Below are 17,917 nucleotides of genomic sequence, written 5' to 3'. Positions count from 1 at the left end.
AAGCCCACCTCAAGATGAGATTTCCCATAGCATAAGCTAGTAAGACCCCTTGAAGACTACAAGGTTGATAGGTCAGAGGTGTAAGTATGGTAACATATTTAGCTGACTGATACTAATAGGTCGAGGGCTTGACCAATATAGTCAAGTTGTAATACATTAAAAAAACTGTGTGCAATTTTGAAAGAACAAAGTTTTTTCAAAGGAAACTCGCTCAACGAAGTTGAGGAGTACAGTTCATGAGGCCAAATCAAAGATTTGGAATGAACTAGCATCTCGTGATGATGGCATAGAGGTAACACTCCTTCCCATTCCGAACAGGAAAGTTAAGGTCTATAGCGCCGATGGTACTGCATGGGAGACTGTGTGGCAGAGTAGGACGTTGCGAGGTAAGCAAAAAAGATAGTTGTAATAACTATCTTTTTTATTTATTATCATAAAATATTTTAAATAATTAAATTATTGTATAGAACATTTTAATTGCTCTATATGTCCTGCAACTTTAACTTTCCTATAAATCTTTGATATAATCCCATTTTCATCTATTACGAATGTACTTCTTTCAATACCTATGGATTTTTTCCCAAACATATTTTTTTCCTTTAATACGCCGTAGAGATTACATACCTCCTCTTTTTCATCTGAAAGAAGAATGAAGGGCAATTCATATTTGGCAATAAATTTATCATGAGATGCTAGAGAATCTCTGCTTATACCTAAAATAACAGCATTTTTCATTTCAAAATCATCCAAACCATCTTTAAAATCTTGTGCTTCTTGTGAACAGCCAGGAGTATTATCTTTAGGGTAAAAGTACAAGATGACTTTTTTATTTAAATAATCACTTAATTTATGTTCTTTTTTATCAGATCCTACTAATGTAAAATCAGGAGCTTTCATTCCTTCTTCTAAAGTTAAACTTTCCATTTTATTACCTCCATGTCTTTTATAATAATTATTATCTATCAAGATTAAATATTTGTAAAGTAGAAAAGAAATATTGCGACTGGGTTTATTTAGAATATATGACTGTGAATTCTAGATAAAATAACTAATTGATAAAAAATACACATAAAATTTAAAATACTGTTGACATATATGGCAATAAAATGTATACTTTATATCATAGTAAACAACTAAGAATAATATAATATAATAATTTTTATCAAGAAAGGCGGAGGGACTGGCCCTATGATGCCTAGCAACCTGAATTAAAAGTTCTATTTTAATTTAAGGTGCTAATTCCTGCAGATATTTTATCTGAAAGATAAGAATGTACATATTTTTTGCTACTTTCTTATCTAGAAAGTAGCTTTTTTATTCTCTAAACGTCTAATTATTTGTATATTTCTCTAGGATTATGATAAAATTCAAAGCTAAGTATTGATATCTAAAAAATTAGGGTAACGTACAAATCATAGTAAATATATTAGAAAAAATAAAAATTATATAAAATGGGGGCAACAAATTATGAGTAATCAAGAAAGAAAATTAAAATTTGAAACACTTCAACTTCATGTAGGGCAAGAACAACCAGATTCAGCAACAGATTCTAGAGCAGTGCCAATTTATCAAACAACTTCATATGTATTTAAAAATTCTGCACATGCAGCAGCAAGATTTGGACTAGCTGATGCTGGAAATATATATGGCCGTTTAACAAACTCTACACAAGATGTTTTTGAAAAACGTGTTGCAGCGTTAGAAGGTGGAGTAGCAGCTCTTGCAGTAGCATCTGGAGCAGCGGCAATAACATATTCATTGCAAAATATAACTAAAGCTGGTGATCACATAGTTGCAGAAAAAACTATATATGGAGGATCTTATAATTTGTTAGCACATACATTTCCTACAAACGGTGTTACAACAACATTTGTAGATCCATCTGACCTATCAAATTTTGAAAATGCAATTCAAGATAATACGAAAGCAATTTTAATTGAATCACTTGGAAATCCAAACTCAAATATTTTAGATGTTCAAGCATTAGCAGAAATTGCACATAAGCATAAAATACCACTAATAGTGGACAACACATTTGGAACACCATACTTATTTAGACCAATTGAACATGGGGCAGATATAGTTGTTCATTCAGCAACTAAATTTATAGGTGGACATGGTACATCATTAGGTGGAGTTATCGTAGATTCGGGAAAATTTGATTGGATAGGTTCAGGAAAGTTTTCACAATTATCAGAAGCAGACCCAAGTTATCATGGAATTAAGTTTGCAGAAGCAGTTGGAGCTGCAGCATATGTGACAAGAATTCGTGCTATTTTATTAAGAGATACAGGTGCATGCATAAGTCCATTTAATGCATTTATATTATTACAAGGTTTAGAAACTCTTTCACTTAGAGTTGAACGTCATGTTGAGAATGCTCTAAAAGTTGTAGAATTTTTAAAGAATCATCCGAAGGTTGAAAGTGTTAATCACCCATCACTACCAGAGAGTGCTGATAATGCTTTATATAAAAAGTATTTTCCTAAAGGAGCAGGTTCTATATTTACTTTTGAAATTAAGGGTGGAGCAAAAGAAGCACAGGAATTTATTGATAAACTACAAATATTCTCACTACTTGCAAATGTAGCTGATGTTAAATCATTAGTAATTCACCCAGCGAGTACAACACATTCACAAATGAATGAAACTGAATTAGCTGAATCAGGAATTAAACCAAATACAATCCGTCTTTCCATTGGAACAGAACATATTGATGATATAATTTATGATTTATCTCAAGCATTTGAAAGTTAGAAGTTATAATGAAGAAAATATGAACGTAATTTAATTCTAGGAAAAGTTTTTGATAGATTAAGAGTATAGTTCAATTACTTAAGAATAGAAGGTAAACAATTAATATAATAGTTTGCCTTCTATTTTTTATTTGGAGTGATAAATTCATGATAGTAATTAATATGGTGTAAAACAAAATATTATGAAAAAAATATGGAATTATTAATTAGAATTTAAATGTTTTATTCTGTAATCACTAGGATACACACCTACATTAGATTTAAATACTCTACTAAAATAAAAGGCATCTCTATAGCCAATTAATTCGCCAACTTTTTTTATTTCCAAGTCAGGTTGATTAATTAAAAGTTGTTTGGCTTCATTAATACGAATCCTAGTTATATATTTTATAGGAGTTACTCCAGTATATTTCTTAAAAATTTTACTTATATATTCATTTGTGAATCCAAATTTCTCAGAAATTTCAGTTATAGATGTTACAGAAGCATAGTTATTAAGTAAATAATTCTCAAGCAGTTGGCTTAAGCTTTCGGGCTTTAGGCTGTGGTGATCAATTGAAAATGAAGAGAATTCTTTATTTTCAGATTCAAGCATAACAAGAATACTTTGTAAAGCAGTGCTAAGTTCCTCAATTTTCACTGGTTTTAATAAAAAATCCTTAACACCATATTTTAATGCAGTCTGAGCATATTTAAAATCATTGTATCCGCTTAATACTATAGTCTTTATATGAGGATGATTTTTGTAGAGATATTTAATTAATTCTAATCCATCATATTGAGGCATTCTTATGTCGGTAATAACTAGAGAGGGACATAGTTGCTCTATGAGGGGAAGGGCAATTTCTCCATTGCTAGCTTCGCCCACTAATTCAAAAGGAATAGATAAAGAATTAATTTTTTTTATTATATTTTGTCGTATAAGATGCTCATCTTCAACGACAATAAGTTTATATGTGTGTGTATTGCTCATAAAAATCCTCCTTATTTAGATGTATGGGCCCACCGATTATAAAAATTGTTTTATTTTTTTGAGAATTATCAATCGAAAATATAGCTTCATTACCATATAAAAGTTGTAATCTTAGATATACATTTTTAAGTCCCATTCCACCAATTCTTAATGATTTTAGTTCTTTAGTTCTGTTTAAATTATAGAGATTAGATAATAATTTCTTTTTATCTTCATCACTTAAACAACCACCATTATCTTCGATATATATAAGCCACTTTTTATCATTTGCTATAGAAGATTTGATATCTAAAATCCAAGGTGGTGAGGAGCTAAAGCCATATTTAAAAGCATTTTCTACTATAGGTTGTATTATTAGTTTAGGAATTAAAATGTTCTTTGTTGATTCATCAATATTTGAAGTATATATAAAATCACTTCCATATCGCATCTTCATACATTCAATATACTTTTCTGTATATGATATTTCTAAAGATAAAGGAACAGCAGTTTCATCGCATGTTGTAATATAACGGAAATAATCACACAATGCATGACATATATTAATTATTTCGCTATTCATATCTTCTTCAGCCATGATACTTATATTTGTTAAACTGTTATATAAAAAGTGTGGATTAATAAGAGATTGGGTCGCTTGTAGTTTTGCACGAGTTTCTTCTGATTTTAATAATAAAATTTCATGAGAAGAATCTCTTAATTTTTCATACATATCACAAAACGATTGATAGAGCTCAGAAATTTCAAGTATATTACTATTAATTGGAACTAATAGAGTTTCATTTTCATTTAATACTCTGTCTATAGTGACCATCTTCGTAGAATTGGTTAAAGTACTTAAAGGTTGTGTTAATCTACTTGAAATTATAAAACATAAAAATAATGTAAAAGCGATTGAAATTATAGCTATAATAATAAAACTTTCTTTAAACGAGTGTAATGACCTAAAAACAACATCCTTAGGTTCAACGGCAATGATTGTCCAATTGTATGAATCAATTTTTTGATAAGACATTAGTACATCATGTTTATCATCTATGTTAATAAAATATCCAACTGATGGACTTAAACTATGTTCTTGTATAGTGGTGGTATAGTTTATATTATCTTCTGGAACAGTTGAATAAGGGTAAACCAATTCATTATGTTCATTGTATATATAGAACGATGTTGAAGGATTTTTTTTCTTTAACTCTGAGATTAGAGAGAATACAGTATTGCAATCCTGTACTACTTCAACAATACCTTCTGGTTCATTATTCCTATTAAAGAATACACGTGAAAGTGAAAGATAGTGGTGGTTTGACATATTTTCAATCTTAGTAGGGGAGTACGATAATTTATCAGTAAGGAAAATATTTTTTTCACCATTCTTATCCAATGTATCCTTATACCATGGTACAGTATTCAAATCTACATTTATTACTCCTTGAAAGAAACCTGATCCTATACATATTCCATTTTGTGTATAAAGATTAACTTGACTGGCTGATTGAAAGGGACCGATTATAGCAGTAATAATATCATATATAGCTAAAACGTTTTCTCTAGATTGAGTAAAATGTTCGAGATTTATTGTATCTGTGTTATTATGTGTAAAACTAGTAAAATTCTTTTTTATAGCATTTGAGTAAACAATATTCATGGATATTGTGGACATATTATTTAATTCGGTTGATACTGATTTATGAATAGAGGCACTAATAGTTTCAGATTTCGTTTTGGCTGTTTTGTAAATATTATCACTATAAAAGTAATAAAAACAAAGAAAGAATAAAAACAATAATAAGGCTACTAGTAACCCATAAATAGAAAATAAGTATGTCTTTTGAGAATAACGTAATTTATAATTCATTATAATCCTCCTCTCCAAAACACATTATATAATAATGTTCAAAAAAGTGCAAAACGGAGTTCTTTTTTATCTATGTCTAATTAATATACTTAGTGATATTATAAGCATGTAGCCAATGTAAAGCATATCAGAAATATGCACCAAATATTTATATTAATGGGGGTATAGTTAATGAGTAAACGTTTATTAAAATTAGTCAGTACGGTTTGTATGACAGTACTGATAGGGAGTGCTTTTGTAGGGTGTGGAAGCAGCAGTGGAGATGGAAGTAAAAGTGCATCGGGAAGTGGAGATTCAGTTACATTAACATTTGGATCTCATCAATCAGGGCTTCCAACATCTGGTGTTGTACAAGACTTGGCAAAAGATTTTGAAAAAGAAACAGGAATTAAAATTGATTTTCAAATTTCTCCGGATGCTCAATGGCGTGATTTACTTAAAGTAAAATTGGATTCTGGTGAGGCTCCAGATATTTTCTGCGCGGATGCCGATCCTTTAAATCTAGTAACAAGAGTTAATCCTGAAAAATATGTATTAGATGTATCAAGTGAAGAATGGGTAAAGAGAATGGACCCTAATGTTCTTCCTTCAATCTCATACAATAGCAAAGTTTATGGTATTACCTTCCCAGGTAAAAAAATGTATTTCTATGTTTACAATAAAGAGATATTTGAAAAATTAGGTTTGAAAATACCAACTAATTATCAAGAATTCAAAAATGTATGTCAAAAAATAAAAGACTCAGGAGTTACCCCAATTTATGAAGGAACTCAAAATGGATGGCATCAAGTACTTCCATTATTTGAAACAGGAGCAATGTATCAACAAAAGCATCCAGACTTATATAATAAGCTTAATAAGAATGAAGTTGATTTAGATTCTATACCTGAATTACAAACTATAATCAATGAATTAAAAGAATGTGCTGATTTAGGTTTTTATGGAGATAATTACTTAAGTAATTCAGTAGAAAATGCAAAAGAAGCAATGGCAAAAGGAAAAGCTGCAATGTTTATAGCAGAATCAGCATGGAGAAATGAAGTGAAATCGGATTTCCCTGATTTTGACGTTAATAAGTTAGGTATATTTGCAATGCCTTGGGGAGATAACCAAACAATTGGTGTGAATCCTGCAAGTAATGCATATTTTATAAATAAAAATGGAAAGCATGTAGAAGAAGCAAAGAAATTCTTTGATTTCCTAGCAAGACCTGAGAATTTACAAAAGCGTTTAGATGGACAACCAGGATTATCAGAATTATGCTGGCCTGAAGTAAAATCAAAATATTCAAAAGAGGACCAAGCATACATTGATTCATTGCAAAAAGGAATGGTTATGCAAGCTGGCGTTAAATATATTGACAGCCAATGGATGGATATTGGAAAAGACTTAGAGGCTATGTATAGTGGTTCATCAACTCCAAAGCAAGTATTAGAAACAATTATGAATAGAAGAACAGAACAAGCTAAATTACAAAAAGATCCTGATTGGGATAAATAATTACGGTTATATGAAAATAAGGTTTCTCCTTTTGAAACCTTATTTTATTAAAATGGAGGGATTTGAATGGACAGAAAAAAATTATATCCGTGGTACTTTACAAGCGGGGCTCTATTAATATTTTTCTTACTTTGCTTTTTACCAGGAATTATAGGTATATTTTATTCATTTACAGATTGGAACAATTTTACGGACAAGATCAATTTTATAGGATTCAAAAATTATGCTGAAGTATTTAAGGGGAAACCGGAATACCGTGCATATTTGTGGAATACGGTATTATTTACTACAGTTACAACAATCATGAAAACTGTAGTTGGCCTAGCTTTAGCTCTACTATTAACACAAAAATTTATCAAACTAAAAAACTTTCATAGAATGGTTATCTTTTCTCCTCAAGTAATGTCTTATTTAGTAGTAGGACTTGTTTTCAAAAGTATGCTACATCCAGATACAGGATTTGTAAATATTTTTCTTAAATCTGTAGGAATGGATTTCTTGGCTATGAACTGGCTGACTGATTTAAAAATTGTTTTTGCAACTGTCATGTCTGTAGATACTTGGAAGGGTATGGGGTACATAATGGTTGTAATTATTGCAGGATTGATGTCTATTTCTCCTGATTATTATGAAGCGGCAAATATTGATGGTGCTAGTTTCTGGCAAAAGTTCCGTTTAATAACCTTGCCATTATTAAAACCAATTATTATAAATGTAACAATATTAAATGTAACATATGGATTTAGAGTATTTGATATGATTTATTCATTAACAAATGGAGGGCCAGGTAATGCAACAGGGGTAATTAACACAGCAGTGTATAAGGAATTTTCTAAAGGAAATTATGCAATGGGTACTACATTATCGAGTATATTATTCTTTGGATTATTGCTATTAGTATATTTCATTATTAAATCCATGGAAAATAAGGAGGTAGATGCATAATGGTCACTTTAAAGAAGTCAATTGGAAGTGTAGCAGCCAATATAGTAACAATTTTTATAAGTTTATTAGTACTAATACCAATGGTAGTTTTATTCCTTAATTCTTTTAAGACTCAAGGTGAATCCAATAAAATGTCCCTTTCTCTGCCTAAAGAATGGGTATTTGCAAACTATAAAACAGTAATCGAACAGGGAAAATTGGTCTCATCGTTTTTAAACAGCCTTTTATATGCTACTTGTAGTGTTTTAATAATTGTAATTGTAGTAGCAGCAGCAGCGTTTGTTATTGCAAGAAATCGTAAAGGTATTAATAATTTTATATATTACTTTATCCTTTCTGGTATAGCTATACCTATTAACAACGTTGCGTTAATGAAAGTTTTGCAAGCATTAAATCTTGTAAATACTAGGTTAGGTATTATTCTTGTTTATGCAGCAATTAATATTCCTCTTAGCTTGTTTTTATCATATGGATTTATCTCAACAATTCCTAGAGAGATTGATGAAGCAGCTGTTATTGATGGGTGTGGACCAATTAGATTATTTATAAAAATAATACTTCCATTATTAAAACCGATTATTTCAACTTTATTTGTTTTGAATTTTATGGTTGTTTGGAATGACTTTACAATGCCTTTATATTATTTAAATAATTCTGCAAAATGGCCGATGACATTAGCTGTTTATAATTTCTTCGGAGCATTTGAAAATTCATGGAATTTAGTTAGTGCTGATATAATATTAACATTGTTACCTGTATTAATTATATTTATATTAGGGCAAAAATATATAGTTGGTGGTGTTTCAGCAGGATCTGTAAAAGGCTAATAGAACAGGAATGTTATAGTTAGATAATTTAGCATAGTTTAAATAGAAAGAATAAATAAAATAATAGAATTTATAAAGTTCCTAAAGACAAAAGCTTATTTAGGAAACAGAGTAGGAGCGTGTATTAATATGAAATTTAGCAATGGCTGCTGGCTAGACAAGCCGGGATATCAGATATTTAGCCCTCAAGAAGTTTATAGTACTAAAATAGAAGAGGATGTTTTAACTCTTTATACACCATGCAATAAGATAAACCAACGAGGAGATACATTAAAAGGGCCAGTTATAACATATAAAATCTCTTCGCCAATGAAAAATGTAATAAGAGTTAGGGCATATCATTTTATGGGACAACAAAAAAAGTCTCCAAACTTTGAAATTTATAAAGATGAAGAGGTTAATAGTTTAATAGAAGAAAATGAAAAAAATATAATATTTAAATCAGGAGATCTTAAAGCTGTAATAGATAAAGATGTATTTCAAATGAGCTTTTATAAAAGGGATAAAAAGCTAACGTCTAGTATGCCAAGAGGACTAGCATATGTTAATACTGCTGAAGAAAGAGTCTTTATGAAGGTTCCAGAAGAAGGAGTCTTCATGAAGGAAGAATTACAATTATCCGTAGGGGAATTGGTTTATGGACTTGGAGAAAGGTTTACCCCTCTAGTAAAGAATGGTCAAAGCATAGATATATGGAATGAAGATGGAGGAACAAGTACAGAGCAGTCATATAAAAACATACCATTTTATATGACTAATAAAGGATATGGGGTATTTGTAAATCATCCTGAAAGGGTATCTTTTGAAGTTGGTTCAGAAAAAGTCACTAAAGTTCAATTTAGCGTTCCTGGAGAATATCTAGATTACTTCATAATTGGTGGAGAATCAATGAAAGAAGTAGTTGAAAATTATACAACACTAACAGGTAAACCAGCACTTCCACCAGCGTGGTCATTTGGATTATGGTTAACAACATCTTTCACTACAAATTATGATGAAGAAACGGTTAATAGTTTTGTTGATGGCATGGCAGATAGAGATCTGCCACTTAGAGTATTTCATTTTGATTGCTTTTGGATGAAAGATTTTAATTGGTGTAATTTTGAATGGGATAGCAGAGTATTCCCAGATCCAAAGGGAATGCTTACAAGATTAAAGGAAAAAGGATTAAAAATATGTGTTTGGATAAATCCATATATTGCTCAAGAGTCAAAGTTATTTGATGAAGGCATGGAACACGGATATTTGATAAAGAAACCTAATGGTGACGTGTGGCAATGGGATTTATGGCAGCCTGCAATGGGAATTGTAGATTTTACAAATCCAGATGCATGCAAATGGTATTCAGGTAAGCTTAAAGAATTAATCGATATGGGAGTAGACTGCTTTAAGACTGATTTTGGTGAACGTATACCAACAGAGGTTGAATATTTCGATGGATCAGATCCATATAAAATGCACAATTATTATACTCAAATATATAATAAGGTGGTATTTGAGACTTTAAAAGAAAATTTAGGAGACGATGAGGCAGCAGTATTTGCAAGATCAGCTACTGTTGGAGGACAACAATTTCCAGTACATTGGGGAGGAGATTGTGAAGCAAATTATGAATCAATGGCAGAAAGCTTAAGAGGTGGATTATCACTTTGCCTGTCTGGTTTTGGATTTTGGAGTCATGATATAGGAGGCTTTGAGAGTACTGCAACAGCTGATGTTTATAAGAGATGGGTTGCATTTGGATTGCTATCTTCCCATAGTAGATTACATGGAAGCAGTTCTTATAGAGTACCATGGCTTTATGATGAGGAAGCTTGCGATGTAGTTAGATTTTTTACTAAACTTAAATGCAGCATAATGCCTTATTTATATAATATATCATATAATGCATCAAAAAAAGGAATTCCAGTTATGAGAGCTATGGTGTTAGAATTCCAAGACGATTTATCTTGCAATTACTTAGATAAACAATATATGCTTGGAGATTCTATTTTAGTTGCACCGATATTTAATGATGAAGGAGAAGCAAATTACTATTTACCAGAAGGAATTTGGACTAACTTCATAAGCGGAAAGAAATATAAGGGTGGAAGATGGATTAGAGAAAGACATGATTACTTAAGTGTACCTATGATGGTTAAAGAAAATAGTTTGATTGCTGTTGGAAATGAAAGTTCTAAGCCGGACTACAATTATAGAGAGTGTGTATCAATTTTGGCCTATGAATTGAAAGAAAATAAGAAAACAGCCACAAGTGTCATAGACATGAAAGGTAACAAAGTTCTTGAAGTGGAAGTCACCAAAAATGAAAAAAGTATTATTATTGAATCTATAGGCACTGAAGGAGAATGGTCTTTAGTACTTAAGAAACTTTCTAATATAGAAAATGTTGATAATGGAGTACTTATTCATCAAGGAGAGGATACAATAATTAAATTTACAGATGGAAATTGCAAATGTAATTGTAAATTAGAATTTACCATATAACAATTTCAATATAAAGCACATATAGTATCAGTGAAAATCTAGAGGGTAAACTAAAATTATTATTAGTTAACTTCTAGATTTTTATTATATAATGAATATTTTATAGCCTATAATTGATATTATAATGGTATATAATAAAATTAGGAAAAATATAAATACAGACTTGGAGTGAATATTTATGGAATTAAATTGGAGTTTAAAAGAAGTATATCCATCTTTTGATAGTGATGAATTTAAACAAGACTTAAATAAATTAACAGATATTATTGAAGAAATCAATAAATGGGCATCAGAAGTAACTAAAAATAAAGATAACTTAGTAGAAAAATTAGAAGACTATATAAATAAATTTACAAAAGTAACAGACTTATCTAGTAGAATTAGCATTTTTATCAATCTAAGCTTAAGTGTAAATACAAAAGATAAGAATGCATTGAGGTATTCAGATATTTTAGAAAAGAAATTAACAAATCTAATTGGAAGTTCAGTTAAGTTTGAAAGATATATTAGTAGTATAGATAGCTTGGAGGAAATAATAAGTAAATCTAAACTGCTTAAAGAACATGAATTTATGTTAAAAAATATAGTTGAACAAAGTCAATATTTGCTCAGCGATAAGGAAGAAAGTATAATTGCTAATATGAAAAATACAGGTTCAAATGCATGGGTGAAACTTAAGGATAATTTGATTTCCACATTATTAGTAGAAATTGAAGAAGATAATGAAATTAAGCATATACCATTAACAATGGTTTTAAATATGGCCTATGATAAGGATGCAACTGTAAGAAAAAAAGCATATGAAGCAGAAATAAAATCTTATAAAAAAATAGAAGAAGGTGTAGCTGCAGCATTAAATGGAATAAAGGGTGAAGTGTTAACAGTTTGTGATTTTAGGGGATATAAATCTCCACTTGAAAAAACACTTATAGACTCAAGAATGAGTGAAGAGTCTTTAGAGGCAATGTTTTTAGCTATGAAAGAAAGTCTTCCGGTATTTAGAAAATACTTGAGAAGAAAAGGTGAAATGTTAGGTCATAAAAACGGACTACCATTTTATGATTTATATGCACCTGTTTGCGAAGCAGATATGAAGTTTACATACGAAGAAGGTACTAAATTTGTTGAAAAAAACTTCAGAACATTTAGTGACAACCTAGGAGATTTTGCAAGGAAAGCAATTGATAATCATTGGATAGATGTGAAACCAAAGGAAGGAAAAGTAGGTGGAGCTTTTTGCGAGAATCTACATTTCAATGGAGAGAGTAGAATACTCCTAAACTATGGCGATAATTTTGGAGATGTAGTAACTCTTGCCCATGAATTAGGTCATGGTTTTCACGGAGAGTGTTTAAATAATGAGACTACGTTAAATTCAGATTATCCAATGCCGATAGCAGAAACCGCATCTACATTTTGTGAAACAATAATAAAAAAGGCAGCAATAAAAGATGCTTCTAAGAATGAAGCCTTAGCAATCCTTGAAACTGAAATTAGCGATTGCACTCAAGTTATTGTTGATATATACTCTAGATTCCTATTTGAAAAATCACTTTTTGAAGCTAGAAAAGAGAGTTCATTAAGTGTTGATGAAATAAAGGGTCTTATGCTGAATGCTCAAAGAGAAGCATATGGAGATGGATTAGATCCTGATTTTTTACATCCATACATGTGGACTTGGAAACCTCATTATTATGATGCGGAGTATAATTATTATAATTTTCCTTATGCGTTTGGATTATTATTTGCAAAAGGATTATATGCTGAATATTTAAAAAAGGGAAAAACTTTTTCAAAAGATTATGAAAAATTGCTTTCAATTACAGGAAAAAATAAAATAGCCGATGTAGCAAAAGTTATGGGCATAGATATAAATGATACAGAATTCTGGAGAAATTCTTTAAAAACTATAGAAGAGGATATAGAAGAATTTATAGATCTTAGTAATAAATAAGAAAAGTTTTCATGGAATTATTCATCAAATAAATATATTTTTATTTGATGAACAATAGATATAGTAGGGGTTAGAGGAGTAATATTAAATGAAGATATTTTATAATACATCTACTGGTAATTCGTTGTATGTAGCAAAAATAATAAAAGAAAGTTTTGAAAATTGCGAATTGGTGTCTATGAGTAAGGCATTAAAAGAAAACAAGCTTGAAATTTGCGAAGATATTATTGGATTTATATATCCAATCCACTGTTCAGGACTACCGATTGTTGTTAATGAATTTATCTCAAAGTTAAAGATAAATCAAGATGCATATATTTTTGCAATTGGAGTTACAGGAGGAGGCGGAGCAAATACTAGCTTTATTCAAATTAATAAATTATTAAAAAGTAATGTTAAAATAAGTAGTTATTGCACACTTAGGTACATTTCTAATTATATACGAGCAGGTAGAAATCCTACTAAAGTTAGAGCTGAGGAAACTATAAAAGAAAATGAAAGTAAGATAGCCGATTTTATAGAGTCAATCAAGAGAAGAGATACTAAAGAAATTAACTTTAAAGCTGGAATTGGAAATTTGACATATAAGATATGGAAAGATTTTTATAGAAATAAAGACAAAAACTTTAATGTAAATGAGAAATGCATTAGCTGTAATATGTGTAAAAAAGTCTGCCCAGTAGATAATATTTTGATGGAAGATAATAGACCAAAATGGTTAGGTAAATGCACAGATTGTATGGCATGTATAAATATATGTCCTAAAGAAGCGATAAATATAGGAAAATCTACAATTAAAAAGAACAGATATTTAAATCCATATATAAAGAAGGAAGAATTAATATAAATATATGATATTAAAAGAATATAGTGTAAGGAAAGGTGAGTTGATTATAACACCAGTATAATATACTATACTCTTTAAATTATATCGAATAGTAGAAATTACAAAAAAATAATATAAAAGAATCCTAAAATTGATACATAAATGTAATAATATGGTAAAATATTTATATAAATAATATATGAATGGGGTTGTCAAGTAATGGGTTTTTTTAAAAAAGATGATATTCAAGAAAAAGAAGTTCAAGTGACTAGTGAAACTAAAATTGAGAATTTAGGAATTGATAAAAGAATTTCTAAAAAGAAAAATTTATCACTTTTTGATGTAGACACGATTCAGTATTTAATTAAAAACTTTCCATCTATGTCCATTGAAATTCAAAGTGGTCTGAGTAACTTGGCAAGCATATTAGAAAATACAATAGATCACATTGAAGATAAATCAAGTGAAATCATTAAAAAAGATAGAGATTTTAAATTAAGTAAAGCTCATAGAGATACATCTATAGCTATATATGGTGTTGTTGAAAATATAAATGAATATATTAAATGGATGCAAGATGAGTATGAGAAAAACATGCAATCTAGTGAAGAAAGTATTTGCAAAGTAAGCAAAGAATTCATAGAGATTAAGAAAGAAGCATCTATAGATGAAGAAAAAAAAGAATTAAAAGATATTTTAATTAATGAAGATGCAATAGAAATATATAAGGATTTTTCATTAAAGGAACCAAAAGCAATAAAATTAGATAATAATATTATAGAAGTTGAAAATTGGGATGACTTACTTGTAAAAACAGCTGAAGTTCTAACAAAAAAATATAAAAAAAATAAAAATATTAATAAGGTAATGAAAGAAATTAAACCAGTTGAAAAAAAGTCTCCACAAAATTCTTTTAGGGATACTGTTATAGATATGTTAACAGAATATAAGATAAACTTTGATGAATTTAAAGTTATAGTGAAATAGAGTATTTAGATTAATCTTCATATTTTAAATAAGTCGGCTTAAATGTAAAGAAATATTTGCATTTTAAGCCGATTTTTTATATAGTTAAATAATAATAAAAATATTGACAATGAATATTATAAAAAGTACAATATGATTATAAAAGGTTGAGTTAAATTTAATTTATATAAATTAAATTTGTGTGATGAATAGTAAATATAAAAAAAGTTTAAAATAGCTAAAGATATGTTTTAGAAAACTTTAGTTTAATTTATAAGATGGAGGAATAGAATATGAAAATAGTAGATACTAATGAATTTAAAAATGAAATAGAGAGTGGAGTTACAGTTGTAGATTTTTTTGCAACTTGGTGTGGACCTTGTAAAATGTTATCTCCAGTGCTTGAAGGATTATCAAGCGAAATGGAAGGAAAGGCTAAATTTATTAAAGTTGACATAGATCAAAGTTTAGATTTAGCAAATGAGTTTCAAATTTCAAGTGTTCCAACAATGATAATATTCAAAGATGGGCAAAAAGTAGAACAACTTATAGGATTTCTACCAAAAGAAAAAATTCAAGAAGCAATTACAAGTAATCTATAAAAAAATTTTTATATTAAAAACATAGTGCAGCAGCAAAATGTACTATGTTTTAATTTTAAGAATATAAGTTGTATAAAATTTAATTTTGTAAAGTTTATTTTAACATTATAATTATATAAGGAGAGATAAGTATGGAGTTTTATAATTTTTTTGCAAATAAAATGAATGGTCAAGAAGTAAAAATGGAAGAATATAAAGGAAAAGTAGTTTTAATAGTAAACACTGCGAGTAAGTGCGGATTAACACCACAATTTGAAGAGTTAGAAGATATTTATAAGGAATATAAAGATCAGGGATTAGAAATATTGGGTTTCCCATGTAATCAGTTTGCCAAACAAGATCCATCAAGCAATGAGGAAATACATTCATTTTGTAAATTAAATTATGGAGTTACTTTTACAATGTTTGAGAAAATTGATGTAAATGGAACTAATACACATCCGTTATATGAATTTTTGAAAAGTAAAAAAAGAGGGTTATTCAATAAAGATATAAAATGGAACTTTACTAAGTTTTTAGTTAATAAAGATGGAGAAGTTATTGAAAGATACTCGCCAACAACAAAACCGCTAAAAATTAAAGAAGATATTATAAAATTGCTAAATTGTTAAATTATTATGTTTTTGAAATGGACATTAAGCAATGTAGAAGATATATTATAATTATATAGTTTAAATACAGGGATTTATAAAAGGGAATGGAAGTCTAATTAAATATACGTAAATGGAGGAAAAAAGATGAGCGAAAGATATGATATTGCAATAATAGGAAGTGGGCCTGCAGGTTTGTCAGCTGCATTGAATGCGAGAATAAGAAAGAAAAAGTTTATAGTATTTGGCAATAAGGAACTTACTAGTAAGCTTGCAAAAGCTCATGAAATAAATAACTATCTAGGTTTTTATAAAAAAAGTGGTAAAGAATTGCAAGAAGAATTTAATAAACATTTAGAAGAAATGGATATAAGTATAACTGAAGAGCGAATTAACAATGTATATGCCATGGGAGACTATTTTGCTTTAATGGTAAATGAAAAAATGTATGAAGCTACATCAGTAATATTAGCCACAGGTGTTGAATATGGAAAATTATTTGATGGAGAAGAAAGACTTCTTGGAAAAGGAGTAGGATATTGCGCAACTTGTGATGCTCCATTATATAGAGGAAAAGTAGTTACAATAGTTTCTTATAATAAGCATGAGGAAGAAGAGGCTAATTTTATTGCATCAATAGCATCTAAGGTAAATTACATTCCTATGTATAAGGAAAAAGTTGAGGTAGATCCTTCTATAGAAATTATAAATGATATGCCAGTTGGAATTATAGGAGAGGATAAAGTAAGCAAACTGAAGTTAAAAAATTCTGAAATTGAAACAGACGGTATTTTTATACTTAGAGATAGTATTTCTCCAGGGCAATTAGTACCAGGATTAAAGATAGTTGATAACCATATTGAGGTAGATAGATTAATGAGAACAAGTATTAAAGGATGTTTTGCGGCTGGTGATATTGTTGGAAAGCCATATCAATATATAAAGTCAGCTGGAGAAGGAAATATAGCAGCTTTGTCAGCAGTAAGTTATGTAGATTCCATTGCTAAAAAATAGTAAAGCTATGTAGATAAGATATGTATCTATAATATTGCGTCTAAGTAAGCTTTATGTATTGGACGAAAAGTGCTATATTAAAATTGACATACTAAAGTAAAAAAGTTAAACTTACTTTGGTTTGTTAAAATTAAATTTATATAAATGATATGGCGGTTATAGGAGAAAGAATTATGAATAAATCAAAAAAATATGAAAGTATCAAATTAGACAATCAAGTTTGCTTTTCTTTATATGCAGCATCAAGGGAAATAATAAAATTATATAAACCAATTCTAGATAAATTCAATCTAACATATACACAATATATTGCAATGCTTGTATTATGGGAAGATGAAAAGAGTACGGTTAAGGATATAGGAAGAAGATTGCACTTAGATTCTGGTACATTAACGCCACTATTAAAGAAAATTGAAGGCATGGGACTAATAACAAGATATAGAGATTCAAATGATGATAGAGTAGTAGTTGTTGAATTAACTGAAAAAGGAAGGCTTCTAAAGGATGACATATTAGAAGTACCACGTCAAATAGTATGTAAATCTAACATATCAAGTGAAACTGCTATTGAATTAAAAAGGTATTTAGATGAGCTACTAAAATCTTTGGAATAATTTTGGAC

At 29.2% G+C, this 17,917-nt stretch carries 15 protein-coding genes, 2 rRNA genes and 1 riboswitch; of the genes, 14 read left to right on the top strand and 3 right to left on the bottom strand.

Annotation, left to right across the window (positions count from 1 at the left end):
• Positions 1-136 (top strand): 23S ribosomal RNA (locus T483_RS0103185); the annotation flags it as partial.
• Between the two features lie 135 nt (positions 137-271).
• Positions 272-388 (top strand): 5S ribosomal RNA (gene rrf / locus T483_RS0103180).
• 68 nt (positions 389-456) lie between these two features.
• On the opposite strand, the gene T483_RS0103175 is transcribed toward rrf, so the two are convergent.
• Complete coding sequence (locus tag T483_RS0103175; RefSeq protein ID WP_026885532.1) at positions 457-924, bottom strand: peroxiredoxin; 468 nt, start codon at positions 922-924, stop codon at positions 457-459.
• Between the two features lie 232 nt (positions 925-1,156).
• Positions 1,157-1,271: riboswitch (SAM riboswitch) on the top strand.
• 196 nt (positions 1,272-1,467) lie between these two features.
• Between T483_RS0103175 and T483_RS0103170 the strand changes: the two genes are divergently transcribed.
• Positions 1,468-2,757 carry an O-acetylhomoserine aminocarboxypropyltransferase/cysteine synthase family protein gene (locus tag T483_RS0103170; RefSeq protein ID WP_026885531.1) on the top strand — a complete coding sequence of 430 codons (1,290 nt, stop codon included), beginning with the start codon at positions 1,468-1,470 and terminating at the stop codon, positions 2,755-2,757.
• A 201-nt stretch (positions 2,758-2,958) separates the two neighbouring features.
• Here T483_RS0103170 and T483_RS0103165 read toward each other — a convergent pair whose 3' ends face one another.
• Both T483_RS0103165 and T483_RS0103160 read right to left on the bottom strand, forming a co-directional pair.
• Positions 2,959-3,729, bottom strand: a complete 771-nt coding sequence (locus T483_RS0103165; RefSeq protein ID WP_026885530.1) for a response regulator transcription factor — start codon at positions 3,727-3,729, stop codon at positions 2,959-2,961.
• Positions 3,707-5,584: a cache domain-containing sensor histidine kinase gene (locus T483_RS0103160; RefSeq protein WP_026885529.1), complete on the bottom strand. Its 1,878-nt coding sequence runs from the start codon at positions 5,582-5,584 to the stop codon at positions 3,707-3,709. Before T483_RS0103160 ends, T483_RS0103165 begins: the two co-directional genes overlap by 23 nt.
• A 171-nt stretch (positions 5,585-5,755) precedes the next feature.
• Between T483_RS0103160 and T483_RS0103155 the strand changes: the two genes are divergently transcribed.
• The 11 genes from T483_RS0103155 (at position 5,756) to T483_RS0103105 (ending at position 17,909) form a co-directional block, all read left to right on the top strand.
• Positions 5,756-7,084, top strand: coding sequence for an ABC transporter substrate-binding protein (locus T483_RS0103155; protein ID WP_026885528.1), 1,329 nt, complete (start codon positions 5,756-5,758; stop codon positions 7,082-7,084).
• Positions 7,085-7,150: 66 nt separating this feature from the next.
• Positions 7,151-8,029, top strand: a complete 879-nt coding sequence (locus T483_RS0103150) for a carbohydrate ABC transporter permease (protein ID WP_026885527.1) — start codon at positions 7,151-7,153, stop codon at positions 8,027-8,029.
• The gene (locus tag T483_RS0103145) at positions 8,029-8,856 is read left to right on the top strand and encodes a carbohydrate ABC transporter permease (protein WP_011968115.1); all 828 of its coding nucleotides are present in this window, start codon (positions 8,029-8,031) and stop codon (positions 8,854-8,856) included. The genes T483_RS0103150 and T483_RS0103145 overlap by 1 nt, the downstream gene beginning before the upstream one ends.
• 129 nt (positions 8,857-8,985) lie before the next feature.
• Positions 8,986-11,343 carry an alpha-xylosidase gene (gene yicI, locus T483_RS0103140; protein ID WP_026885526.1) on the top strand — a complete coding sequence of 786 codons (2,358 nt, stop codon included), beginning with the start codon at positions 8,986-8,988 and terminating at the stop codon, positions 11,341-11,343.
• A gap of 178 nt (positions 11,344-11,521) precedes the next feature.
• The gene (locus tag T483_RS0103135; RefSeq protein WP_026885525.1) at positions 11,522-13,297 is read left to right on the top strand and encodes a M3 family oligoendopeptidase; all 1,776 of its coding nucleotides are present in this window, start codon (positions 11,522-11,524) and stop codon (positions 13,295-13,297) included.
• 88 nt (positions 13,298-13,385) lie between these two features.
• Positions 13,386-14,144 carry an EFR1 family ferrodoxin gene (locus tag T483_RS0103130; RefSeq protein WP_026885524.1) on the top strand — a complete coding sequence of 253 codons (759 nt, stop codon included), beginning with the start codon at positions 13,386-13,388 and terminating at the stop codon, positions 14,142-14,144.
• Positions 14,145-14,342: 198 nt separating this feature from the next.
• A complete protein-coding gene (locus T483_RS0103125; RefSeq protein ID WP_026885523.1) occupies positions 14,343-15,110 on the top strand; it encodes a hypothetical protein in 768 nt (255 codons plus the stop codon).
• 272 nt (positions 15,111-15,382) lie between these two features.
• Complete coding sequence (gene trxA, locus T483_RS0103120) at positions 15,383-15,691, top strand: thioredoxin (RefSeq protein ID WP_026885522.1); 309 nt, start codon at positions 15,383-15,385, stop codon at positions 15,689-15,691.
• 131 nt (positions 15,692-15,822) lie between these two features.
• Entirely contained in the window at positions 15,823-16,302 is a 480-nt protein-coding gene (locus tag T483_RS0103115; protein WP_026885521.1) for a glutathione peroxidase, read from the top strand.
• Between the two features lie 126 nt (positions 16,303-16,428).
• Positions 16,429-17,295, top strand: a complete 867-nt coding sequence (locus T483_RS0103110; RefSeq protein WP_026885520.1) for an NAD(P)/FAD-dependent oxidoreductase — start codon at positions 16,429-16,431, stop codon at positions 17,293-17,295.
• 173 nt (positions 17,296-17,468) lie between these two features.
• The gene (locus tag T483_RS0103105; RefSeq protein ID WP_026885519.1) at positions 17,469-17,909 is read left to right on the top strand and encodes a MarR family winged helix-turn-helix transcriptional regulator; all 441 of its coding nucleotides are present in this window, start codon (positions 17,469-17,471) and stop codon (positions 17,907-17,909) included.
• Positions 17,910-17,917 lie beyond the last annotated feature (8 nt).

This window comes from Clostridium beijerinckii HUN142 (assembly GCF_000621745.1).
Classification (GTDB): domain Bacteria; phylum Bacillota; class Clostridia; order Clostridiales; family Clostridiaceae; genus Clostridium; species Clostridium beijerinckii_A.
This window is presented reverse-complemented; position numbering and strand designations above follow the sequence as displayed.